The 23,916-nt window shown below is 68.0% G+C and carries 21 protein-coding genes; 12 read left to right on the forward strand and 9 right to left on the reverse strand.

Features of this window, described 5'->3' with window-relative positions:
• Window positions 1-351 precede the first annotated feature (351 nt).
• Entirely contained in the window at window positions 352-1,107 is a 756-nt protein-coding gene (locus LIN44_RS18270) for a response regulator transcription factor (protein ID WP_227315682.1), read from the forward strand.
• Window positions 1,108-1,113: 6 nt separating this feature from the next.
• On the opposite strand, the gene LIN44_RS18275 is transcribed toward LIN44_RS18270, so the two are convergent.
• Window positions 1,114-2,964: a phosphodiesterase gene (locus LIN44_RS18275; protein ID WP_227315683.1), complete on the reverse strand. Its 1,851-nt coding sequence runs from the start codon at window positions 2,962-2,964 to the stop codon at window positions 1,114-1,116.
• A gap of 246 nt (window positions 2,965-3,210) precedes the next feature.
• Here LIN44_RS18275 and LIN44_RS18280 point away from each other — a divergent pair, with 246 nt between their 5' ends.
• The 3 genes from LIN44_RS18280 (at window position 3,211) to LIN44_RS18290 (ending at window position 6,168) form a co-directional block, all read left to right on the forward strand.
• Complete coding sequence (locus LIN44_RS18280; RefSeq protein ID WP_227315684.1) at window positions 3,211-4,836, forward strand: methyl-accepting chemotaxis protein; 1,626 nt, start codon at window positions 3,211-3,213, stop codon at window positions 4,834-4,836.
• Between the two features lie 185 nt (window positions 4,837-5,021).
• Complete coding sequence (locus tag LIN44_RS18285) at window positions 5,022-5,618, forward strand: HAD domain-containing protein (protein WP_227315685.1); 597 nt, start codon at window positions 5,022-5,024, stop codon at window positions 5,616-5,618.
• A 181-nt stretch (window positions 5,619-5,799) separates the two neighbouring features.
• On the forward strand, window positions 5,800-6,168 hold the full coding sequence (locus LIN44_RS18290) for a 5-carboxymethyl-2-hydroxymuconate Delta-isomerase (RefSeq protein WP_227315686.1): 369 nt from the start codon (window positions 5,800-5,802) through the stop codon (window positions 6,166-6,168).
• 245 nt (window positions 6,169-6,413) lie between these two features.
• On the opposite strand, the gene LIN44_RS18295 is transcribed toward LIN44_RS18290, so the two are convergent.
• Window positions 6,414-6,872, reverse strand: a complete 459-nt coding sequence (locus LIN44_RS18295) for an HU family DNA-binding protein (protein ID WP_025581493.1) — start codon at window positions 6,870-6,872, stop codon at window positions 6,414-6,416.
• A gap of 331 nt (window positions 6,873-7,203) precedes the next feature.
• Window positions 7,204-7,701: a DUF962 domain-containing protein gene (locus tag LIN44_RS18300; RefSeq protein WP_227315687.1), complete on the reverse strand. Its 498-nt coding sequence runs from the start codon at window positions 7,699-7,701 to the stop codon at window positions 7,204-7,206.
• Between the two features lie 213 nt (window positions 7,702-7,914).
• Between LIN44_RS18300 and LIN44_RS18305 the strand changes: the two genes are divergently transcribed.
• From LIN44_RS18305 to LIN44_RS18325, 5 genes are all read left to right on the forward strand, one after another.
• Window positions 7,915-8,604, forward strand: a complete 690-nt coding sequence (locus LIN44_RS18305; RefSeq protein WP_227316454.1) for a Crp/Fnr family transcriptional regulator — start codon at window positions 7,915-7,917, stop codon at window positions 8,602-8,604.
• Window positions 8,605-8,631: 27 nt separating this feature from the next.
• Entirely contained in the window at window positions 8,632-9,498 is an 867-nt protein-coding gene (locus LIN44_RS18310) for an arylamine N-acetyltransferase (RefSeq protein ID WP_227315688.1), read from the forward strand.
• Between the two features lie 234 nt (window positions 9,499-9,732).
• Entirely contained in the window at window positions 9,733-10,497 is a 765-nt protein-coding gene (locus LIN44_RS18315; protein WP_227315689.1) for an SDR family oxidoreductase, read from the forward strand.
• Between the two features lie 97 nt (window positions 10,498-10,594).
• On the forward strand, window positions 10,595-12,343 hold the full coding sequence (locus LIN44_RS18320; protein ID WP_227315690.1) for a class I adenylate-forming enzyme family protein: 1,749 nt from the start codon (window positions 10,595-10,597) through the stop codon (window positions 12,341-12,343).
• Between the two features lie 53 nt (window positions 12,344-12,396).
• Complete coding sequence (locus tag LIN44_RS18325; RefSeq protein ID WP_227315691.1) at window positions 12,397-13,242, forward strand: phosphatase PAP2 family protein; 846 nt, start codon at window positions 12,397-12,399, stop codon at window positions 13,240-13,242.
• A gap of 21 nt (window positions 13,243-13,263) precedes the next feature.
• Here LIN44_RS18325 and LIN44_RS18330 read toward each other — a convergent pair whose 3' ends face one another.
• The 3 genes from LIN44_RS18330 to LIN44_RS18340 form a co-directional block, all read right to left on the reverse strand.
• Window positions 13,264-13,746 carry a CreA family protein gene (locus tag LIN44_RS18330; protein WP_227316455.1) on the reverse strand — a complete coding sequence of 161 codons (483 nt, stop codon included), beginning with the start codon at window positions 13,744-13,746 and terminating at the stop codon, window positions 13,264-13,266.
• Window positions 13,747-13,770: 24 nt separating this feature from the next.
• Window positions 13,771-14,256, reverse strand: coding sequence for an acyl-CoA thioesterase (locus LIN44_RS18335; protein WP_012355963.1), 486 nt, complete (start codon window positions 14,254-14,256; stop codon window positions 13,771-13,773).
• A 148-nt stretch (window positions 14,257-14,404) separates the two neighbouring features.
• Complete coding sequence (locus tag LIN44_RS18340; RefSeq protein ID WP_010814166.1) at window positions 14,405-14,686, reverse strand: HU family DNA-binding protein; 282 nt, start codon at window positions 14,684-14,686, stop codon at window positions 14,405-14,407.
• Between the two features lie 497 nt (window positions 14,687-15,183).
• On the opposite strand from LIN44_RS18340, the gene LIN44_RS18345 reads away from it, so the two are divergent.
• The gene (locus tag LIN44_RS18345; RefSeq protein ID WP_227315692.1) at window positions 15,184-16,386 is read left to right on the forward strand and encodes an ammonium transporter; all 1,203 of its coding nucleotides are present in this window, start codon (window positions 15,184-15,186) and stop codon (window positions 16,384-16,386) included.
• 214 nt (window positions 16,387-16,600) lie between these two features.
• On the forward strand, window positions 16,601-17,470 hold the full coding sequence (locus LIN44_RS18350) for a mechanosensitive ion channel family protein (RefSeq protein ID WP_227315693.1): 870 nt from the start codon (window positions 16,601-16,603) through the stop codon (window positions 17,468-17,470).
• A gap of 20 nt (window positions 17,471-17,490) precedes the next feature.
• On the opposite strand, the gene LIN44_RS18355 is transcribed toward LIN44_RS18350, so the two are convergent.
• Entirely contained in the window at window positions 17,491-18,714 is a 1,224-nt protein-coding gene (locus tag LIN44_RS18355) for a Bcr/CflA family multidrug efflux MFS transporter (RefSeq protein ID WP_227315694.1), read from the reverse strand.
• Window positions 18,715-18,992: 278 nt separating this feature from the next.
• Here LIN44_RS18355 and LIN44_RS18360 point away from each other — a divergent pair, with 278 nt between their 5' ends.
• Window positions 18,993-19,580, forward strand: a complete 588-nt coding sequence (locus LIN44_RS18360) for a hypothetical protein (RefSeq protein ID WP_227315695.1) — start codon at window positions 18,993-18,995, stop codon at window positions 19,578-19,580.
• 67 nt (window positions 19,581-19,647) lie between these two features.
• Here the strand turns inward: LIN44_RS18360 and mdoH are convergent, their stop codons facing one another.
• Window positions 19,648-22,272 (reverse strand): glucans biosynthesis glucosyltransferase MdoH, encoded by a 2,625-nt coding sequence (gene mdoH, locus LIN44_RS18365; RefSeq protein WP_227315696.1) that lies wholly within the window; start codon window positions 22,270-22,272, stop codon window positions 19,648-19,650.
• Window positions 22,245-23,843 (reverse strand): glucan biosynthesis protein G, encoded by a 1,599-nt coding sequence (locus LIN44_RS18370; RefSeq protein ID WP_304524193.1) that lies wholly within the window; start codon window positions 23,841-23,843, stop codon window positions 22,245-22,247. Before LIN44_RS18370 ends, mdoH begins: the two co-directional genes overlap by 28 nt.
• Between the last annotated feature and the right edge of the window lie 73 nt (window positions 23,844-23,916).

Here is a 23,916-nt window from a genome sequence, read left to right on the forward strand (position 1 = left end):
GGCTGCGCGCCCGCCGCCTGCCGCTCGCCTGCGCTGCCTTCTTTTTTGGCACGCCGATGGCATGACGGTGCCAGGCCGCTGTCAGGGCCGCGCCGCTCCGCTTGTCCACAGGAGCTGTGGACAACTTTCCGTAGCGCCCGCGAGCCGGCCGATCCCTCGGCTGCCTGCCTTTCACTCACAGCGAATTAAGAAAATCGACAGATATTTCAGCAATGTCTGATTGTTTTGTCGACTGCACTTTTAATACGCTTCCTGGCTGGGCGCGGCGCCGCCGTTCGCCTGCCGCGGCCCGAGCGTTCATTGCCCCGCTTTCGCCTGACGGCTCGTATCCTGCCCTGTGGTCCGCCTTCGATGAATATTGCGCTGCTCATGGGCTTTTCGCCCCATCTCCGTACCGTTGCCGAATTGCTCGAGGGCGCCGGTTTCCGTTGCCGGCTGTTCGAGACCGGGCGGGAGTTGATCCACGGCGTCGGCCAGGAGCCTTACGACATGCTGCTGATCGACGATGCCCTGCCCGACCTGCCGGCGCTGGACGTGGTGCGCGCGCTCCGCAGCGCCAGCTCGCGCGATGTACCGATCATCCTGCTGGCTGCCGACAACAGTGAAGACAAACTGGTCGATGCGCTCGATGCGGGCGCCGACGACTACGTTTGCCGCCCGCTCAATGCGCGCGTGCTGATGGCGCGCATCACGGCATTGCGCCGGCGCGTGACCGGCGAACGCGTGCGCCAGGGCCTGGTGGTCCAGGCCGGCCCTTACCAGCTCAACAGCATGGGGCGCTTCGCCACGCTGCACGGCGAGCGCATCGCCATGACGCCGAAGGAATTCGATCTGGCGATGATGCTGTTCTCCAACGTCGGCCGCGTGCTGGCCAGCGAGCGCATCCAGCAGGCGATCTGGCATCACGAGCTGCCACCGCTGTCGCGGGCGCTGGCGGGCCTGATCTCGCGCCTGCGCAAGACGCTGCGCATCGGCGTCGCCAACGGCATCGTCATCACAGTGGTCTATGCGCACGGCTACCGGCTTGACGTGCTGGAAGAGAGCATCGCACCCAGGCTGCCCAGGGCGGCAACGCGGACCAACAGGTCCGGGCCCTCGGGCAACTGACGCGCGCTACGCCGGCAGCGTTGCCGACAGCGCCAGGAAGTCGAGCACGGCCATGCCGTCGGCGGAGCGCTTGGCTTCGCGCTTGGCGGCGGCCGCCGCGGCGCCGATCTGCTGGCTGCCCAGGCGCTGCAGGCCGGCCACGCCCTCGCCGCTGACGCACACCACGCCCACCGCCATCGAGACCGGGGGAAAGAACACCGCCCGCCCGTGCCGGTCTTCGCCGTGCATGCCGCCGGCGGCGCGGTCCGGTGGCGCATACATGGCGCGCGCCGCATCGTTGAAGCGCAGGATCGCGGCCCGCATGCGCTCGGCCCAGTCGGCGCTCTGGTACAGCACCAGGAAATCGTCGCCGCCCACGTGCCCGAGAAAATCCCGGGCCGGGTCGCAGGCCTCGGCCAGGATCGCGGCTGCGCCCTTGAGCATCTCGTCGCCCTTCCAGTAGCCGTACTTGTCGTTGAACGGCTTGAAGTGGTTCAGGTCGACATAGCAGGCATGGAACTCGCTGGCGGCCTCGATCAGGCGCTCGATATGCTGGTTCAGCGGGATATTGCCCGGCAAGAAGGTCAGCGGGTTGGCGTAGCGCGCCGCTTCCATGCGCACCTCGGTGATCGCCCGGATCAGGTCGGCGCCGGTGCCGAGCCCGATATAGCGGCCCTGGTCGGTGATCACGAAGCCGTCGGCCAGCGAGCGCGTGTTCTCGCCCGACAGGATCTGCGCCATGTCCTCCAGGCTGGCACGCTGGTCAAAACAGGCCGGATCGCGGCTGGCCATGGCGATGCACGCCTTCTTGCCATAGAGCTCGCGGTGGAACGGCGCCGCGTAGCGGTCGATAAACGCCTGGCGGCCGATGATGGCCAGCGGCCGCCCTTCGTCATTGACCACCGCCACGGCCTGCAGTTCGGGCTGGTCCTGGAAGGTGCGCAGCACCGCATCGTTGCTGGCCGCGGGCGACACCGTCGGCGCCGGCCGCAACAGCCGTCCCGCGGTGATGCCGGACCAGCCCGAGCGCACCATCTGCGGAAACACGGCGATGCGGCGCGAGGCCAGCGCCTGCCGCACGTGCAGCGCGGCCTGCGGCGCCGGCTGCGTCACCGGCCGTCCCACGTAATAGCCCTGGGCACCGGTCACGCCCAGGTCGCGCACCACCGCCAGCTCATCTTCGTCTTCAATGCCTTCGGCGATTACGCGCCCGCCAAAGGCGCTCATCATGCGCAGCAGCGCACGCAGGATCTCGAGCCGGCGCGAACAGGACGCGATGCCGCGCACCAGCGACTTGTCGATCTTGACGAAATGCGGCGACAGGTGGGCAAGCAGGTCCAGGTTGGCGTGCCCGGTGCCGAAATCATCCAGCGCGTATTGCATGCCGAGCTCACGCAGCACCGCCATGGCCATGCCAAAGCTTGCCGCGTCGCCGATCGGCGTCTGCTCGGTGACCTCGATCACCAGCCGCGACGGTGCAATGCCGGCTTCGAGCAGGGCCGCCATCAGGCGCCCACGGTCCGCCAGCAGGTGGCGCAAGGTCAGCGGGCTGAAATTGAGAAAGAGCTTGCCGGGCAGGTCGAAACTGCGCCACGCGGCCAGCGCGGTGCGCGCCGCTTCCACCTCCAATGCGATGGTGGCGGGGACGCCTTGGGCCAGTCGGAACAACGCGTCCGGCGCCGCCCAGGGCGAGCCCACCGGACCGCGGATCAGCGCTTCGTAGCCCAGCATGGCACCGTTGTCTGCCTGCACGATCGGCTGGAACACGGCATGCAGCGGCGGCAGACGCGCCGGCGCAAGCACGCTGCCGCCCGGGGCGACGCCGGCGGCGTCGGGCGCAGGATCGTGCGGGAGCGTGGCGACAGTCAGGCCATTCATAGGTGCAAGCGGGGGATGGAGCGGAAGCGCTCGGGGGGCGTAGCGCGGCCCACATTGCATGACATCCACATGACAGCACGATGACAGTCGATCTTGCGCGAATGTCACGTCGGCGTCACGTTGATCGACGACGATCCCGTGCGCCGCAGCGACTGTCCCGTACAGAGGACGGCGCCAGCGGCGAACCGGGTCAAGCCCGGGCTGCGCAGGCCGCTCACGCCGGTGCGCCCGTCTGGAGTCATCTCCGTGTTGCAAGTGTTCAAGACATCCCTGCCCGGCCAGCGCCGGGCAGTTGCCCCCGCGCGCTGGCTGGCGCGGCTGGGCCGCCTGCCGCTGGTGGCGCGCCTGTGCGCCGCCTTTGCCCTGGTCTACCTGTTCGGCGCCGCGGTCGGCCTGACTGGCATCGCCAACCTGGTTTCGATCAAGGCGCGCACCGATACCCTGTACCAGCGCGACATGCACGGCGCCATCTCGGCAGAGCGGGCGCAATCAGCACTGGCCGCGCTCGGGCGGGCCCAGCTGGCGCTGACCATGGCCACCAGCGGCACCGAGCGCGACGGCGCCGCCGACGAGATCACGGCGGCCCTGTCGCAACTGGACGCGGCCCTGGCCGGCGTGCAGCGGGCCGCCCCGGCCCAGGCGGCGCCACTGCTGCGCGAACGCCAGCGCGCCAGCGAACTGGCACAGGCCTACGTGGCGCTGCTGCGCAAGCAGCCGCTGGATCCGCTGCAGTTCGACAGCGCAGTCTCGGTCGACGGCCATTTCGTCACCGAGCAGCTGCAGCGGCTCAGCAGCCAGGTCGAGGCGGTTCGCCGCCAGCAGGAGCAACAGGCCGCCGCCACGGTCGCCAGCGTGGCCGCCAGCCAGTTGCGCGCGCAGGCCTGGATGGCGGCACTGCTCGGCGCCAGCCTGCTCGCTGCCGCCGCGCTGGCGTGGATCGCCGCGCGCAGCCTGCGCGCCGAACTGGGCGGCGAGCCGCGCGATGCCGCCGACATCGCCCGCCGCATTGCCGCCGGCGACCTGACCGCCCGGATCGCGCTGCGTCCCTCAGACCACAGCAGCATGCTGCACCATGTGGCCGGCATGCGTGACCAGCTGGCCGGCGTGCTGGCGCGTATCCATGCCAGCGCCGGCGAGATCACCGCGGCCAGCCAGCAGATCGCGACCGGCAACCAGGCCCTGTCGGCACGTACCGAGCAGCAGGCCAGTGCCCTGGACGCAACCACCGACAGCATGCAGGCGCTGGCCGCGCACGTGGCCGCGGCGCATGCGCAGGCCACCGAATCGAGCGAGATGGCCAGCGCGGCGCGCGCCGCCACCGATGACGGCGCTGCCGTAGTGCAGCGCATGCGCGGCGCCATGGATGCCCTGCATGGGCATTCGCGCCATATCGCCGAGATTGTCGGCGTGATTGAAAGCATCGCCTTCCAGACCAATATCCTGGCGCTGAACGCCGCCGTGGAAGCGGCGCGTGCGGGCCCGGCCGGCCGCGGCTTTGCCGTGGTGGCGCAGGAAGTGCGCGCGCTGGCACAGCGCAGCGCCGATGCGGCACGCGAGATCGGCGGCATCGTCGGCAATGCCACGCATGAGATCCGGCAAAGCGCCAGCCTAAGCGCCAGCGTCGTGGCGGCGATGGACCGCATTGCCGCCACGGTGGGCCACAGCCATGCGCTGGCCGAGGGCCTGCGCACGCTCGCGGACGAGCAGGCCGACAGCGTGGAGGACGCCAAGAAGGCGGCTGCGCAACTGCGCCAGACGGCCGAGCAAAACGCCGTGCTGGTCGACGAACTGGCCGGCCAGGCGGCGCGGCTCGACCAGCAGGCCGCCGCGCTGGCCGCGGACGTGGCACGCTTTCGCTTCCGGCAGCCCTGAGCTGGCGGCCGCGACAAAGATGTGTCGGGTCGAAACATTTGTCATGACGACGTAACCCGCATTTACGTCTTCCGCGACGAAGTTACAGATATGTTGCAACTGAACCAGCCCCGGTAACGTGACAGCCCGGTTGCGGCGAGTAACCTTGCTTCACACCAACTGAACTGGCACCCGCACAGGAAACCATGGCTGAACGAATCATCATGCTGGACGTACCCGGCGTCCTGTACTCCGACCGCTCCCGCGCCCGCCTGGGCGGCATTCCGGATTCGGGCACGGCGCGCGACGTCAGGTTCTTCGACCCGGTCGCGCTTGGCTTCGTGCGCAGGTTGTTCGGCGTGGCTGGCGCCCGTGTGGTGGTATCCGATGCCTGGCGCCGGGGCACGCCGGCCGCGATCCTGCAGCAACTGGACCTGCAGGTCGAAGCCATGACGCCGCCGGTCACGGGTGGCCACGGCGCCGAGATCGAAGCATTTTTCGCCCAGGGCGCGCGCCCGGTCCATTACGTGATCCTGTCGTGCGCCACGGCCGAATCGATGCCCGCGGCGCTGCGCGAGCATCTGGTCACGGTCGACCCCGCCGTGGGCCTGACCTTGGAAAACTTCCAGCAGGCGCTGGATATCCTGGGCGTGGCCTGCCCATCGACGGTCATGCCGGCGCCGAAGCTGGATGCCGGGCTCAAGGCCAAGCTGGCGCAATTGCAGCAACTGGCACGGGACAACCCTGCCCGCTTCGGCAGCGCACTGGCACCGGCACGCGAGGTGACGGCCATCCACGCCTGAATTGCCGCTGCCACGCAGTGCCAACGGGGCGCCCACCGGCGCCCCGTTTTGCATCCGGCGATGCTGAACGCGCGATACCAACGGCCCCCGCTTCGCCGCCCTGGCGCCTGCCCGGCGCAGCGATCCCGTATCATGCACGCTGTCGCCGGCCCCGTGCCGGAGCTTTGTGCCAGGACCCGCCATGCCTCACCTCGTCATCGAACTGACTGAAAACACGCGCCTGAACTGCTCGCAGGAAGAACTGCTGGATGAAGCCAATGCCGCCCTGCTGGCTTCCGGCCAGTTCCAGGAGGCGGATATCAAGTCGCGCTGCATCACGCTGCAGACCTACCGCCAGGGCATCGATGCCGTCGAGCGGGCCTTTGTCCATGCGCGCCTGTCGATCCTGGACGGGCGCGATACCGCCGTCCGCCAGTCACTGGCGCAGGCGGTCTGCGATGTGATTGCCGAAGCGGTGCGCTCGGGCGGCGGCACCGGACAGAACGTGCAGGTGTCAGTGGAAGTGTGCGAGATGGTGCGCGCCACCTACGCCAAGCAACTGGTGGCTTGAGCCGCCGCGCCGTCGGGCGGCCGCCCAATAAAAAACCCGCGGCCGTTGCGGCCGCGGGCGGAAGCTTCAGGAAGACTCCGGAAGCTCTGTCATGGGGAGCGCCCCCGCACCCATGACGTAGTCGATTCTAGGTGGGGCACTTGGCCACCGACTTGACCTGGATTAAACGCTGCCGGATTGGTGCCGGAGGCAATAAAAAAAGGAGCCGGCAAGCGGCTCCTTTTTTTCTGGACAACTGGCGCAGATCAGGCTGCGGCGTCCTTCAGCTTCTTCAGCGGACGGACCTTGACCTTGACGCTGGCCGGCTTGGCCGGGAACCAACGCTCTTCACCGGTGAACGGGTCCTTGCCGAAGCGCTTCTTCTTGGCCGGCACTTGCTGCGCCGTGACCTTCAGCAGGCCGGGCAGCGTGAATTCGCCCGCGCCCTTCTTGTTCAGCGCGCCGACGATGGTGTTTTCCAGATGGGCCAGCACCGTCTTCACGGCCTTGGCTTCCAGCTGGGTCTGAGCTACCAGGTGAGCGACCAGGCTCGACTTGTTGAAGGTGTCCTTCAGCGGGCGCGCAACGGGCGCAGCGGCGGGAGCAGCCTTCTTGGCCGGCGTGGCCTTCTTGGCGGCAGCCTTCACGGGTGCCTTGGTTGCCGCAGCCTTCTTGGCGGCGGGCTTGGTTGCAGTCTTCGCGGTCGGTTTCGCTTTGGTCGCCATATCGATATTCGTAGGTTGAACAGATGGATGCCGGCAGGTGTCATGCATTGCTACTGAGCGTTGCGCAATCGCCTGATCGACGCCCACTGAATCATAGCGGAAAGTGCCGTAAGTCAAGGGGTTTTCGTGCATGCGACGCGCAAAACCCGGTAAAAACCCCGGGTTTTGTCGCGGCTTTGCCTCAGTGCAAGCGCGAAAACGGCCTACGTCCCCCCGTTTTGGCATTCGCAGCCGAGGGGCGAAGCCCCGCGCGCAACGCTGCGCGCGTGTCTGCGCGCTACCGTTCGCGCTCGCGCGGACAGCGCTGCGCGCGCCGGCACGGCAGCCTCGATCAGTGCGCGCGGGCGGCCATGGCGTCGCGCGTATCGCGCGCCAGGCCCATCGCAAAGGCGGTTTCGGCGACCAGGAACAGCGGGCCGATCAGCAGGCCGACCAGGTCGTCGACGAAGGCGGGCTTGCGCCCTTCGTAATAGTGGCCGATGAACTGGATCACCCATCCCACCACGAACAGGCCGATGCCGATCGCGAGCCACCAGCTTGTCGGCATCGCCGCGATCCGCGCACCGGCATAGAGGAACAACGCCAGGATCAGCGCCATCGCCACGCCGAAGCCCAGCGACAGGCGCAGGTAGAACAGGCACGACAGGATATACAGCAGCATCGCCGGCGTCAGCACGGCGCTGCCATCGCCCAGCGCCAGCGCCGGCCGCGCCAGCAGCGTGGTCACGGCCAGCACGATCATCGGGATGCCGATGAAATGCGTGAAGACGTTGCGCGGGTCGCGATGGTAGGCGGCGTAGTTGGCGAGATGTTCGATCAGGGTTTTCACGGGGTGTCTCCTGGACTGCGCTAGGGCGCGCGCGCGGCTGGCGCGAGGTGGATTTATAGTAGTGGGCGTGCATCGGCCGGTCTGTCAGGTTTTTGACATTCCGCCGGGTGCCGAGAATCGAGACCGGATGCGACCGGAGCGCGCCAGCCACGGCGCGCTCGCCTCCCTCCACACCACCCCAACATGCGCCCCCCCGATACGATGTCCGGCCCGATGTTGCCCAGCAGCGACCCACTCGCCGCGGTGCGCGCTGGCGCGTGGTTCAGCCAGTTGCCGCCGGCGCTGCGCCAGGCGCTGCTAGATGACGGCAGCCTGCGCCGGCTGGTCGCGGGCGAGACCCTGTTTGCGCGTGGCGACCGCTTCGATGGCCTGTATTGTGTCGCCAGCGGCACCATGCAGATCCACGCCAGCGCCGCATCGGGCAAGGCCGGGGTGCTGGGCCTGCTGGAGCCCGGCACCTGGTTCGGCGAGATCTGCCTGTTCGACGGCCTGCCGCGCACCCACGACGCGTGCGCGGCCACCGCAACCACGCTCTGGCATGTGCCGCGCGCCGCCCTGGCGCAGCGCCTGGCGCAGCAGCCGGCATGGTGGCAGGCGTTCGGGCAACTGCTGGCAGCCAAGACCCGCGAGGCCTTCCACTATGTCGAGGAAGCGCAGTTGCTGCCGCCGGCGGCCCGCGTCGCGCGGCGGCTGGCCGCGATGGCGCATGGCTACGGCAGCCTGCCGCAAGCGGGTGCCACGCGGCGTGTGCGCATTGCGCAGGAGCAACTGGCGCAGATGCTGGGCCTGTCGCGCCAGACCGTGAACCACGCGCTGCGCGACCTGGAAGCGCACGGCCTGCTGCGTCTTCAATATGGCGGCATCGAACTGCTCGACCTGCCCGCGCTGGAAGCGCTCAACTGACCGCACCGTACCGGAGCCCCGCCTACCATGACTATCCTGGACGCCGCCCAACTGGACGCCTGGCTCGCACGCCTGGGCATCGCCGCGCCGCCGTCGCCCACGCTGCAAGCGCTGGATACGGTGCTGGCCGCGCACCTGGCCAGCATTCCGTTCGAGAACGTCGACCCGCTGCTGCGCCGCCCGGTGCGCATCGAGCTGGATGCCGTGTTCGACAAGCTGGTCACGCGCCGGCGTGGCGGCTACTGCTTCGAACTCAATACGCTGCTTGGGGCCGGGCTCGGCGCGCTGGGCTATGTGGTGACGCCGCTGGCCGCGCGCGTGCGCTGGGGCGTGCCGGACGACGTGCCGACCATGACCTCGCACATGCTGCTGCGCGTGGAAGTGGCGCACCGCAGCTACCTGGCCGATGTCGGCTTCGGCGGGCCCACGCCGTTCCGCGCGATGCCGCTGTCCGAGCCGGCCGACGATGCCTTCCCCTATCGGCTTGCGCCCTCCCCGGCGCAAGCCGCCGCCAGCGCCTTCCACAGCTACGACCTGCAGGCGCGCGGCGATGCGGGCTGGATCCCGATCTACCGTTTCGACCTGACGCCGCAGCCGGCGATCGATTTCGTCGCGCGCAACTGGTATGTCTCGACGCACCCGGACAGCGTCTTCCTGCAGCGCCTGATGGCGGCGCGCACCGATGGCGGCACGCGGGTGACGCTGGCCAACGGCGAACTGGCCGAGCGCGCCCCGGACGGCAGCGTGCGCCGCACGCACCTGCAGCATGCCGACGCCGTGGTGCAAGCGCTGTCGGACCGTTTCGGCATCCGGCTGGATGACGACCTGCGCAACGGCCTGATGGCCGCGCTGCCCGCCTTGCTGGCGCCTGCGACGGCATCCGCAGGCAGCTGAAGAGCGCCCTGGCGCGATGCCGCCCCAGCTCCATGCACCGCGCGCATTGCCCGCAGAAAGAATGCTGATAAGGCCGTTATGCGCCACCCCGCGCTGTGGACGCGGCCATGGCAGCGCCACATAATGTCCCGGCGATGCCGCCTGCGGGCGCGTCCGCAGCACAACAGCGCGGCACCCGCCGCAGCACAAGCCGGCCAGCAGCGCTGACGCCGGCGCAGCCATACAGGAGACTCCATGTCATTGTTCGATCTGACGGGCAAGGTTGCCATCGTCACGGGCTCTTCGCGCGGCATCGGCCGCGCCATCGCCGAGCAGATGGCCGTACAGGGCGCCAAGGTGGTGATTTCCTCGCGCAAGGCCGAGGCCTGCCAGGAGGTGGTGGATGCCATCAACGCCCGCCATGGCGCCGGCACCGCGATTGCGGTCCCGGCCAACATCTCTTCGAAGGAAGACCTGCAGCGGCTGGTCGACGAGACCAACCGCGCCTTCGGCAAGATCGACGTGCTGGTCTGCAATGCCGCTTCCAACCCTTATTACGGGCCGATGAGCGGCGTCTCGGACGAGCAGTTCCGCAAGGTGCTGGACAACAACGTCATCTCCAACCACTGGCTGATCCAGATGGTGGCGCCGCAGATGATCGACCGCAAGGACGGCTCGATCATCATCGTGTCGTCGATCGGCGGCCTGCGCGGCTCGCCCACCATCGGCGTCTACAACATTTCCAAGGCCGCCGACTTCCAGCTGGCACGCAACCTCGCGGTCGAGTTCGGGCCGCACAATGTGCGCGTGAACTGCATCGCACCGGGGCTGATCAAGACCGACTTCGCGCGCGCGCTGTGGGAAGACCCCGAGCGCTACAAGCAATCCACCCAGGGCGCCCCGCTGCGCCGCATCGGCGAGCCCATCGAGATCGCCGGCGCGGCCGTGTTCCTGGCCTCGGCGGCCAGCACCTTCATGACCGGCCAGGCCATGGTGGTGGACGGCGGCGTGACCATCTGAGCCTTTGGCGCAAGCGTTGCCAGGCGGCCGGCGCTGACTGCGCCGGCCGCTTTCCTGCATTTCCCTCAACCTGCAGTGCAGTTCCGGGAGGCAGTCCATGTCGAGCAATTCGCAGTTGGCCGGCACCTGGCCAGTCATGTCGCTGGCCGAGGCCCATGCGCGCCTGACCGCGCCCGGCGCGCCGTTCGAAACGGAAATACGCGTGATCCGCGGCATCCCCACCACGGTCTGGAAAAACGCACCGCCCACGCTGCGCGAGCTGCTGCTGGCCACGCGCGCGTTTGCCGACCGTACCTTCGTCGTCTACGAGGACGAGCGCGTCTCCTACGATGCCTTTGTGCGCGCCGCCATCGCCATGGCCCATGCGCTGGTGCGCGACGGCGTGCGCAAGGGCGACCGCGTGGCACTGGCCATGCGCAACCTGCCCGAGTGGCCGGTGGCGTTCTACGGCGCGCTGCTGGCCGGCGCCATCGTGACCCCGCTCAACGCGTGGTGGACCGGCCAGGAGCTGGAGTATGGCCTCGCCGATTCCGGCAGCCGCATCGCCATCGTCGATGCCGAGCGGCTCGACCGCATCCTCGAACACCTGCCGGGCTGTCCGGCGCTGGAACGCATCTATGTCTCGCGCGCCGGCGGCGCGCCGGCCGATCCACGCGTGACGGCGCTGGAAAGCGTGATCGGCCCTTCGGCAAGCTGGGCGGCGCTGCCGGACCAGGCGCCGCCAGCCGTCGAGCTCGATCCCGACGACGACGCCACCATCTTCTACACCTCGGGCACCACCGGCAAGCCGAAGGGCGCGCTGGGCACGCATCGCAATTCCACCTCGGTGGCGGTGGCCGGAGGCTTCAGTCCGCTGCGCAACCTGTTGCGCCGGGGCGAGCCGATCCCGGCGCCGGATCCGGCCGCGCCGCAGAAGTCGATGCTGCTGGCGGTGCCGTTCTTTCACGTCACCGGCTGCATGGCGGTGCTCAACGGCGCCATCGCCACCGGCGGCAAGATCGTGCTGCTGCACCGCTGGGACGCGCTGCGCGGCATGGAGCTGATCGAGCGCGAGCGCTGCACCGCGGCCGGCGGCGTGCCGACCATCGCGTGGCAGATCCTGGAGCATCCCGAGCGCGGCCGCTTCGACCTGTCGTCGCTGGAGAACATCAACTACGGCGGCGCGCCCGCCTCGCCCGAGCTGGTGCGGCGCATCCGCGAAGTGTTCCCGCTGGCCGCGCCCGGCATCGGCTGGGGCATGACGGAAACCTCGTCCACCTTCACCAGCCACAGCGCCGAAGAATACGTGATGCGGCCCGACAGCAGCGGCCCGGCGCTGCCGATCGGCGAGATGAAGGTGGTCGATGGCCGCGGCCAGGCGCTGCCGCCCGGTGAAACCGGCGAGCTGATGGCGCGCGGCGCCAATGTCGTGCGCGGCTACTGGAACAAGCCCGAAGCCACCGCCCAGACCTTTGTCGACGGCTGGCTGCGCACCGGCGACATTGCCCGGCTCGACGAAGAGGGCTACGTCTATATCGTCGACCGGATGAAGGACATGCTGATCCGCGGCGGCGAGAACATCTACTGCATCGAAGTGGAAAGCGCGCTGTACGAGCACCCCGCGGTCATGGACGCCTCGGTGGTCGGGCTGGCGCACCGGACGCTGGGCGAGGAGCCGGCCGCCGTGGTGAGCCTGAAACCGGGCATGCAAGCGAGCGAAACCGAGCTGCAGGATTTCGTGCGCGCGCGGCTGGCGGCCTTCAAGGTGCCGGTGCGTATCCTGATTTACCACGAGATGCTGCCGCGCAATGCCAATGGCAAGATCATGAAGTCGAACCTGCGCAAGCTGTTCGACGCAGCAGCCTAGGCCGAGCTGGCACGGCTGCCTCCAACGCGGACACTACAACAAGGAACAACGACGTGACGGACCAAGCCACCAAACCGGACCCATCCCTGTCCAACCCCGTCCGGGCCCTCGCCGCGGCAGCGCTCGCCGCGCTGCTGGCGGGCTGCGCCACCGGCGGCACCAACCTGTCGGCGGTCCCCGAATTGCGCCCAGGCGTGCCTGCCGGCTACCTGGCGGCCGACGCGCGCCCCGACAGCCTGAAGCTGCTGCCCGCGCCGCCGGCGCAGGGCTCTGCTGCGCTGGCGCTGGATGAAGACGCCGCGCGCCAGGCCGGCCCGCTGCGTGGCTCGCCGCGCTGGCAGCTGGCGGCCGACGATGCCGTGCTGACGTTCCCGCAAGCCGCCAGCGCGTTCTCTTGCGCGCTGGGCGTGCCGGTCAGCGAGAAGGACACGCCCTACCTGAACATCCTGCTGCGCCGCAGCCTGGTCGATGCCGGCCTGTCCACCTACAAGGCCAAGGACCACTACAAGCGCACCCGCCCCTTCGTGACCAACAAGACCCCGATGTGCACGCCGGCAGAGGCTGCCAAGCTGGAAAAGGACGGTTCCTATCCGTCCGGCCACAGCGCCATCGGCTGGGCCTGGGCGCTGATCCTGACCGAGGTCGAGCCGGCGCGCGCCAATGAGATCCTGGCGCGCGGCCGCGCCTTCGGGCAGAGCCGCGTGGTGTGCAACGTGCACTGGCAGAGCGATGTCAACGAGGGCCGCATGATGGCCGCGGCCACCGTGGCGCGGCTACAAGCCGATCCCACCTTCCGCGCCGACCTGGAACAGGCCCGCCGCGAAGTGGCGAAGGCCCGCGCCGCCGGCGCGCGGCCATCGCGCGACTGCCAGGCGGAGAGCGCGGCGCTGGCGCCCTGACCCGCCCGATGTCCGGGCCGGCTACTTCACGGGGATCACCGTGCCGGCCGGCACCGGTACGGCGGTTACGCTGTTCTGCGGGCTGCCGCTGACGATGCGATCCGAATACGTCAGGTAGACCAGCGTATTGCGCTTGCGGTCGACGGCGCGCACCACGTGCAGCGCCTTGAACAGGATCGACATGCGCTCGGAGAAGACATTGTCCTGCTGCCTGATCGGCCCCTTGAAGCCGATCGGCCCGACCTGCCGGCACGCGATCGAGGCCTCGGGCGGGTCTTCGGCCATGCCGAGCTGGCCCTTGATGCCGCCGGTGCGGGCGCGCGACACGTAGCAGGTAATGCCATCCACCTGCGGGTCGTCATAGGCTTCGATCACGACCTTGTCGGATCCGGTCATGCGGAAATTGGTGCTGACGCTGCCGATTTCCTCGGCACTGGCGCCCGTGGCCGCTGCCAGGCAGGTGGCGGCCAGCAAGGTGCGCACGATTCGGTGGTTGCGCTTCATGGCGGTATCGCGGGGCATGGGCAGTCAGTTCACCGACGACTTGATGTCGCCGTGGCGCTTTTCCATTTCCTGGCGCAGCGCGCGGCGCTGCTGCGCGGCGGCAAAGCGCTGGCGCTCGACCTCGTCGCGCGGCTCCAGTGGCGGCACCTCGGCGGGGGTGCCGTTGTCGTCCACCGCCACCATGGTGAAATAGCAGCTGTTGGTATGGCGCACCAGCTTGCTGCGGATGTTCTCGGTCACCACCTTGATGCCGATCTCCATCGAACTGCGGCCGGTGTAGTTGACCGATGCCAGGAAGGTCACCAGCTCGCCCACGTGGATGGGCTGGCGGAACACCACCTGGTCTACCGACAGCGTGACCACGTAGCGGCCGGCATAGCGGCTGGCGCACGCATACGCCACCATGTCCAGGTACTTGAGGATGGTGCCGCCGTGGACGTTGCCAGAGAAGTTGGCCATGTCCGGCGTCATCAGCACGGTCATGGAAAGCTGGTGGGACAGGTCATTCATGATGCGGGATACAAGGATTGCGGGGGCGGGATTGCCGGCTGCGGGCGCCGGCAGTTTAACCCGGATCGCCGCGCCGTTGCCCGGCGGGCGCGGCGTATAAAAAAAAGCGGCCTGCCAGGCCGCTTCTTTCGCAATGGACGCAAACTGCTTACTTTTTCTTGTTCACGGCGTCCTTGAAACCCTGGCCTGCCGAGAACTTGACCGTCTTGGCGGCCGGAATCTTGATGGTTTCGCCGGTGCGCGGATTGCGGCCGGTACGGGCAGCGCGCTTGCCGGCGCTGAAGCTGCCGAAACCCACCAGCGTTACAGAATCACCCTTTGCCACTGCCTTCTTGATACTGTCCAGCGCTGCGTTGAGCGCACGCTCGGCGGCGGCATTGCTCAATTCTGCTTCCGCGGCGATGGCCGATACCAGTTCACCTTTATTCATGGCTGATTTCCCTTGTTGGTCGTCGTCACCGATGTGCGTGCCTCGCGGCAGGCCATCGATCGGCGCAGTCTAATCTGCCCGTCGCGCGTTGAGCAATCCCCAGTGGCACCAATGCGACAAAAAAACCCGCAAATCCTTGCTTGAGGCCGGTTAGCGGGCAATTTCCCCCGCTATTCGTGCTTGCCAGAAGCACCTTTTTGCCGGGCCGGAGCGGCCGTCCGGATTCGCACGTCCCAAAGCTATCCAGCATAGGACAGATTCCCCTAAATGGGGCGACGCACCACAACGGGTCGCCCGACCCGCCTGGCCCGCTCCATTCTGGCGCAGCGCAAATCCTGCCGCCGCTCGCGGACCGACCGCACCGTGGCCCGACCGATGAAGCCGTGCGGCATGCCGGTGCGGCGTTTTACCCGCGACGGTGCAAGCGGCACCAGGATGCAGCCGTTTCTGGAACGCTTTTTGCATACTGATGCGCCCATTTTGAGCATGAGGTCACTATGGACAACTGGAAGACCGGCACCGACGCGCTGTTTATCCTGCTCGGCGCCATCATGGTGCTGGCCATGCACGCCGGCTTTGCGTTCCTCGAACTTGGCACGGTGCGCAAGAAAAACCAGGTCAATGCCTTGGTAAAGATTCTGGTGGATTTCGCAGTTTCCACCATCGCCTATTTCTTTATCGGCTACACCATCGCCTATGGGGTGCAGTTCTTTGCCGGCGCCGAAACCCTGGCCCAGAAAAACGGTTACGAACTGGTCAAGTTCTTTTTCCTGGCGACCTTTGCCGCGGCAATTCCGGCGATTATCTCAGGCGGTATTGCCGAACGCTCGCGTTTCAATCCGCAACTGGTTGCCACGTTCGTCCTGGTAGGTTTTGTCTACCCCTTTTTCGAAGGCATGGTCTGGAACCAGCGCTATGGCGTGCAGGACTGGCTGGCGCGCGTCGCCGGTGCCCCCTTCCATGATTTTGCCGGCTCGGTGGTGGTGCATGCGCTGGGCGGCTGGATTGCGCTGCCCGCGGTGCTGCTGCTGGGCGCGCGCCGCGGCCGCTATCAGAAGGACGGCCGCATCAGCGCGCATCCGCCCTCGAACATCCCGTTCCTGGCGCTGGGTGCCTGGATTCTTGCGGTGGGCTGGTTCGGCTTCAACGTGATGAGCGCGCAGACCGTCGACAAGATCAGCGGCCTGGTGGCAATCAATTCGCTGATGGCGATGGCCGGCGGCACGCTGGCCGCCTGGATCGCCGGACGCAATGATCCGGGTTTCGTCTACAACGGGCCGCTGGCCGGCCTGGTGGCGGTATGCGCGGGCTCGGACCTGATGCATCCGCTGGGCGCGCTGGTCACCGGCGCCGTGGCGGGCGCGCTGTTCGTTTATATGTTTACGCTGGCGCAAAACAAGTGGCATATCGACGATGTGCTGGGCGTGTGGCCGCTGCACGGGCTATGCGGCGCCTGGGGCGGCATCGCCGCGGGCATCTTCGGCGCGAAGGCGATGGGGGGCCTCGGCGGGGTGTCGCTCGGCGCGCAACTGCTCGGCACCTTGCTTGGCATCGTGGTGGCGCTGGCCGGCGGCACGCTGGTCTATGGCACCCTGAAGCGGCTGGTGGGCATCCGCCTCGACCCCGAGGGCGAGTTCAACGGCGCCGACCTGACGCTGCACCGGATTTCCGCCACGCCCGAGCGCGAAACCAACTGGTAATACCCGCCAGCGCAATTCCGATATAAATGGACGAGCCGTGCCACGCGGCTTGTCTTAACAATGATTTACTTGCACTTCCGCGCGCGGCCTCTCAATAATTGCCGTGCCCGGGAATTGCGCGCAACGCGCAGGGGCTCGCACGCTGCAGCCGGCTGGTTCGGGGGATGTTGGGTCGGCGGCTGGCCGGTTACACCAACACGAAAGGAATACGCCGATGGACGCCTCTACCTTCGACAACCTCAAGACCCTGGTGGTCTCCTACGCCACCGAATTCGGCGTCAAGATCCTGGCGGCCCTCGCCTTCTGGGTCATTGGCCGCTGGCTGATCCACTTTGTCGTGCGCATGGTGCAGAACGCGCTCGGCAAGCAGAAGGTCGACCCCACGCTGCTGCGCTACGTCGGTTCCATCGTCACCGTGACGCTGAACGTGGTGCTGGTGATCGGCATCCTCGGCTACTTCGGCATCCAGACCACCACCTTTGCCGCGTTGATTGCCGCCGCCGGCGTGGCGATCGGCATGGCCTGGTCGGGACTGATGGCAAACTTCGCCGCCGGCGCCTTCCTGGTGGTGCTGCGGCCGTTCAAGGTCGGCGACTTCGTCACCATTGGCGGCGTGACCGGCACGGTGCGCGAAATCGGATTGTTCGCCACCACGCTGGACACGCCGGACAATGTCCAGACCGTGATCGGCAACAACAAGATCTTCAGCGACACCATCCAGAACTTCACCGCCAATGCGTTCCGGCGCGTGGAACTGAAAGCGCAGCTGGCCGGCAGCACCGATGTGGCCGACGCGGTGGCGCTGCTGAAGACCCGCATCGCCGAGATCCCCAACGTGCTGGCCGAGCCGCCGGTCGACGTCGAAATCCTGGAGTTCACGCTGGTCGGCCCGGTGCTGGCGGTACGGCCCTATTGCCACAACGACCATTACTGGCAGGTCTATTTCGACACCAACCGCGTCATCCGCGAATGCTTCGGCCAGGCCGGCTACGCCGCGCCGATGCCGGCCCACATGGTGGTGGTGCAGCAGGCCGGATTGCCGCACGCCGCCGCCGAGCAAGCCGCCGCACAGCAGGCGGCCTGAACTGGCGCGCGGCGGCCGTTTCAGCGGGTGCCCGGGCGCGTGCTTGCGCCCGAGCGCCCGTAATGGCGCATCAGCACCGCGCCGGCACCGCAGGCCGCCATCACCACGCCCAGCGGCAGCGCGCTGCCGTCGCGCCACACGCTGACCGCGGCGCCGCCCAGCGTGCCGAGCGAAAACTGCAACGTGCCCATCAATGCCGAAGCCGTGCCGGCGCGATGTCCCTGGTGCGCGAGCGCCAGCGCCGAAGCGTTCGGCGAGACGCAGCCCAGCGCTCCGATAAACACGAAGAAGCCGGCCAGCAGCACCGGCAGCACCGCCATCCCCGCCAGTGCGGCCACCGCCAGCACCGTCCCCGCGCCCAGGGCCGCCAGCAGCGTGGCTCCCAGCACCTGGTCGAGCGAACGCCCGCGCACCAGCCGGGCATTGAGCTGCGACATCGTGATCAGCCCCAGCGCATTGGCACCGAACACAAAGCCATAGTGCGACGGCGCGATGCCGTGCAGTTCGATCAGCACGAAGGGCGATCCCGAGATATACGCGAACATGCCCGCCGAGCCGAAGCCGGCCGACAGCGAGTAGCCCAGGAACTCGCGGTCGCGCAGCAGCTCCGCATAGCTGCGGGCCACGCTGCCGAGCCGCAGCGGCGCCGCATGGCCGCGGTCCAGCGATTCCTCCATGCGCAGGTGGACCAGCAGCAGGATCAGCAGCCCGGCGCCCGCCAGCACCCAGAAAATGGCGCGCCAGCCCGATACGGTCAGGACCGCGCCGCCGATGATCGGCGCCAGGATCGGCGCCACGCCCATCACCAGCATCAGCGAGGAAAACGCCCGCGCCGATTCATGTGCCTCGAGCCGGTCGCGGATCACCGCCCGCGCCATCACCATGCCGGCGCAGCCGCCCAGCGCCTGCAGGAAGCGCCATAGCATCAGCGCTTCGACGTTGCGCGCCAGCGCGCAGCACACGGCGGCGACCACGTAGAGGCACAGTCCGACATAGAGCGGCGGCTTGCGCCCGAAGCGGTCGCTGAAGGGACCATAGAAGGCCTGGCCGAGCGCGAGCCCGACCAGGAAGGTGCCGAGGGTCAGCTGGACCTGGCCGATATCGACGCCCAGGTCGCCGGCCAGGGTCGGGAAACTCGGCAGGTACATGTCGATCGACAGCGGCGCGATCGCCATCAGCGAGCTGCAGATCAGCAGCCAGGCAGGAAAACGCGGCGTCGGGGCGGCGCTTGGGGAATGAGACATGGGGGGACAGGTATCCGAGGGCGATGGCGCTGCCCTGCGCGGCCGTACCGCACGGGCAGCCCCACGAAAGACGCAATTGTTGCACAACATAACCAATGCAGCCGCAGCCCGGCGCAGCCTGTTCCGGGGCCTTGCATGGCAGCAATGCCACGACGCTCGCGGAGCGCGACTTTCATGCGCGCCGGGGTGGAGGGTACAATGCCAGCCTGTCGGCGTAAGACTCGCCGTCGGCCTCGCAGAGAGGGACGACAGTACCGGTCCCCGCAACATTAGCCTGCATGAGAATACGACAAACGCCGCTTTCCGCTTCGCCAGGCACCGCCGTACTTGCGGCCGTGCTGCTGCTGCCGCTGCCCCTGACGGCCAAGGCAGCGCCGGCGCAGCTGCGCAATGCCAGCGTCCCGCTGCTGGTTCCCGCGGCCGATGAAGCCGACCCGGTGGCGCGCATGCTCAAGGGCGCGGCCACCGGCCAGAACACCGGCGCCGCCGGCGTGCCCGAGCTGCTGCGCAACGCCACCCGCCCCGACAACGTGCTGGCGCGCGCCTGCCGCCAGCTCAACGATGCCCTGCCGATCGAGATCGACGGCGAGACCCGCCTGCGCCGCTGCCAGTCGGTGCCGGGCAAACATGTATTGTTCCAGCTGGAACTGACCAACTACCGCGGGCCGATGCTCGACCTGGCCAGCTTCGAGGTCAACTACGCCGCGCCGCTGCAGCGCAATATCTGCGCAAACCGCGATGTCGAGATCCTGACCAAGCTGGGCGTCAGCATGTTGTTCCGCTACATGACCCGCAAGGACCGCGGCGAGCGCCGCATCGGCGACGTCTATATCAACGGCCCGATCTGCAGCGCTGCCCTGCGCTGAGCAGCGACCGGCGCCACGCAAAAACGGCCCGCGCAAGCGGGCCGTTTTTTTGTCTGATGCAACGCGCTCAGGCGGCGCGCGGACGCAGCGGCACCACGTTGGCGGCGCGCCGTACCAGCATGCGCGTGTCCTTCCAGCCGGCGTCGGCCAGTGGCGAACCCCACACCAGTTCATGCAGGCGCGCCAGCGCGAACGGATTGCCCAGCAACACGTGCTTCTGCGCCGGCGTGAGCGCGCGCGGCCCGTGGGTCAGCGCATGCTCGACCAGGCTCTCGTGGCGCTTGCGCGCCGATTCCGGCTGCACCACGCGCGGCGTCGCGGTCGCGCACATCAGCGCATTGGTGACCGGGTCCACCACGGCGTCGACGAAGTTCGGCGTTTCGGCGGCATTTTCGACATGCTGCTGCGTTTCCACGATCTCGCGCGGCACCAGCGTTTCTTCCGGGATCATGAACAGCCCGGCGTTGCGCGAAGCGCGGCCCAGCGACACCCGCGACAGCATCACCGACAACGGGATCGACAGCGCCAGCGAACCGACGATCGGCAGCAGCCACAGCACATAGGACGGGTTCAGCCAGTACACCAGCCCGCCCCATGCCAGCCCCAGCGCGGTATGCCAGCCGTGGCGGCGAAAGGCTTCGCCCCAGGTGGTCTCGGCATCTTCACGCGGCGGCGATTTCCACGAAATGCCCCAGCCGCTGTACGCCGCGATCACGAACTTGGTATGGAACAGCATGCGCGTGGGCGCCAGCAGCGCGGACAGCAGCACCTCGATCAGCATGCTGGCAAAGAGCTGCACCGCGCCGCCGTAGCGCCGCGCCTGCTTCATCAGCAACGCCACGCTGGCGAGCTTGGGCAGGAACAGCAGCGTGGCCGTGGCCGAGAACAGCGCCAGGGCCTTTTCCGGATGCCATTCGGGCCAGGTCGGGAACAGCTGGTATTGCTGCGTAAAGTATTCCGGCGGGACCAGCGCGTGCTTGGCCAGCATCGCCGTCGACAGCAGCAGGAACAGCAGCCACAGTGGCGCCGACAGGTACGCCATGATCCCGGTCAGGAACACCGCGCGGTGCACCACGTGGAAGCCCTGCTTGAGCCACAGCCGGAAATTCATCAGGTTGCCCTGGCACCAGCGGCGGTCGCGCTTGACCTCGTCCAGCAGGTTCGGCGGCAGTTCTTCGTACGAGCCTTCCAGGTCATAGGCAATCCACACACCCCAGCCGGCGCGGCGCATCAGCGCGGCCTCGACGAAGTCGTGCGACAGGATTTCCCCCGACAACGGGCCGCGGCCCGGCAGCGGCGCCAGCGCGCAGTGTTCGATGAACGGCTTGACGCGGATGATGGCGTTGTGGCCCCAGTAGTGCGACTCGCCCAGCTGCCAGTAGTGCAGTCCGGCGGTAAACAGCGGCCCGTACACCCGGGTGGCGAACTGCTGCACGCGCGCATACAGCGTTTCACGCCCGACGGCCAGCGGCGCGGTCTGGATGATGCCGGCGCCGGGGTTGGCTTCCATCAGCCGCACCAGCGTGGCCAGGCAGTCGCCGCTCATCACGCTGTCGGCGTCGAGCACCACCATGTAGCGGTACTTGCTGCCCCAGCGGCGGCAGAAATCGGCCACGTTGCCGGTCTTGCGCTTCACGCGGTGCCGGCGCCAGCGGTAGAAGATGCGGCCGAAGCCGCCGACGGCGCGGCACAGTTCCATCCAGGCATCGTGCTCGGCCGTGCGCAGGTCCGGATTGCCGCTGTCCGACAGCACGATGAAGTCGAAGTTGGCCAGGTGCGGCGTGCGCGCCAGCGATTCATAGGTGGCACGCAAGCCCGCGAAGACGCGCGTCACGTCTTCATTGCAGATCGGCATGATGATCGCGGTGCGGGCCTCGGGCGCAATCGGCGCGTCGGGCCGGTCCGGTACCGCCGAGCGCGAGATCAGATGCTTGTCGCCGCCCTTGGCCAGCACCAGGAAGCCCATCATCGCCGTCCAGAAGCCGGCCGACACCCAGGAGAACAGGATGGCGAACAGCACCAGGATGGCAATCTCGAGCGGGTCGGTGCCGTGGTACGGCAGCACGCTGGTCATGAAGTAGGTGGCCAGCACGGTCTGGATCGAGACCAGGCCCAGCAGCACCCAGCGCCGGTGCGAGCCGGCGGGATGCCATTTGCCTTCCGCGTCGGGCCCGTCGTGCAATGTGTCCCACGTCTCGGGCACCGGCGGGCGGCCCAGCATGCGGCGCCACGTGTTGCGCAGCCAGCCGGTGACGATATGCGGCGGCCACTGGCGCGGCACCATCGAGCTGCGCTCGGGCGCGGGGCCGGTATCGACCTTGACGGTGCCGTCTTCGCGCCGCCGCAGCAGCGGCGCGCCGCCAACCTGGGGATTGCCGTAGGCCATGGCGAAGCGCCGCTGCACCGAGGCGTAGGCGCTGCTGCCGTGCGCCGGCGGCGCTTCCTTGCCGGCCAGGCGCGACTGCAGGCGCGTGATGGCCTCCTGCGCGTCGCGGCCATCGGCCGTGACCGGGATCACCGGCGTCACGGAAGCCAGCGGTGTGACCGGTGCCGCCGCGGCGCCCATGCTTGCGCCATCGGCCAGCAGTTCGCTGCGCACTTCAGGCGATACGGGCAGGCGGTCGAGATAGCGCTCGCATGCCGCCGCCTGGGCCGGTCGCTGCTTTAGGCGGGGGGTAAGATGTAGCTCCACGTCTCGGACAGGGTTGTATTGCCGTTGCGAAGATAGCCGCGCAACTCTACCGGCTTGGTTTCGTCCTTGCGGCGCATCAACATGGTCATGCGCCAGCCACCGGTCGCGTCATTGCGCTGCACCGATGTCTTCAGCAGCTCGCCGTTGGCATCGGCCGAAACCACCGGGTCGATGCGCACGTCCGCCGGCAGCCTGCGGAAGGCCGGGCCTTCGAAGTCCACCACCAGCGAAAAGCTCGTGTCCTCCTTGCTGCGCGTCTGGCCCTGGCCCAGCCGGGTCTGCGTCACCCACGACAGCGGCGGCTCCTGTTCGCCATCCTTCTGCCACAGCAGGCGGTATTCGTAGTCGAAGGCTTGCTTCGGCTTGGGCGGGTTGTCGGGCACCCAGTACGCGACGATGTTGTCATTGGTCTCGTCCGGCGTCGGGATCTGCACCAGCTCCACCCGGCCCGAGCCCCAGTTGCCGCGCGGCTGCACCCAGCCGCTGGGCCGGCGCTCGTACCACGCGCCGATTTCCTGGTAGCTGTTGAAGCTGCGGTCGCGCTGCATCAGCCCGAACCCCTGCGGATTGGTCGCGGCGAACGACGTCACCAGCAGCCGCTTGGGATTGACCAGCGGACGCCAGACCCATTCCCCGGTGCCGAGGTGGATCGACAGGCCGTCCGAGTCATGCACCTCCGGCCGGAAATCCTGCGCCGGCGCCGGCTGGTTCTCGCCGAACAGGTACATGCTGGTCAGCGGCGCAAGGCCGAGCTTGGTCACGTTTTCGCGCAGGTAGAGGCGCGACTTGACCTCCATCGCGGTTTCCGCGCCGGGCTTGATGGTGAAGCGGTACGCCCCGCTCATGCGGCGCGAATCCATCAGCGCATAGATGGTGATCTCCTTGGCATTGGCGCCCGGACGTTCGATCCAGTATTCAACGAAGCGCGGGAATTCCTCGCCCGAGTTGAGCGCGGTATCCACCGCCAGGCCGCGTGCCGACAGCCCGTACCACTGGTCCTTGCCAAGCGCGCGGAAGTAGCTAGCGCCGAGGAACGACGCCAGCTCGTCCTTGCGCTTGCCCTGGTTCAGCGGATAAAGGATGCGGAAGCCGGCGTAGCCCAGTCCCTTCAGCTTGGCGGCATCGACCTTGTGCGGGCCGTAGTTGAACGCGGAAGGGTCGAAGCGGAATTCCCGCACGCTGTTGCCCACCACTTCATGGATGCGCACGGGCTGGTCGAACACCATGCCCTCGTGGAAGAACGACAGCTCGAACGGCGAACGCGTGCCGCGCCAGGCGAAGCGCTCGGGCTTGTACTCGATCTCGCGGTAACGCTCGTAGGTCAGCTCGCGCAATTCGCGCGGCAGGTTCTGCGCCGGCGCCTTGTAAGGCGAAGCCGCCAGCTGGCGCGCGCGCGCCGCGACGGTGTCGAAGTCGAACGCATGGGCCGCCATCGCACACAGCGCCAGCGCCCCGCCGCCGAGCCAGGCCGCGATCCGTGCCCCGACCCGCGCAGAGCGGCGACGGGCCTCCGGGCCGGCAGCGGGCAAGGTAAACGGTACGGCTATTCGTGGCGTGGCGATCTGTGACATGTATGCCAGGGTGAGCGGTTGAAACGGAGTGGCCGGCATCGACGGCCTGAACGATGAAGGACACGGCAAGAGA

Source organism: Cupriavidus sp. MP-37, from assembly GCF_020618415.1.
Classification (GTDB): Bacteria; Pseudomonadota; Gammaproteobacteria; order Burkholderiales; family Burkholderiaceae; genus Cupriavidus.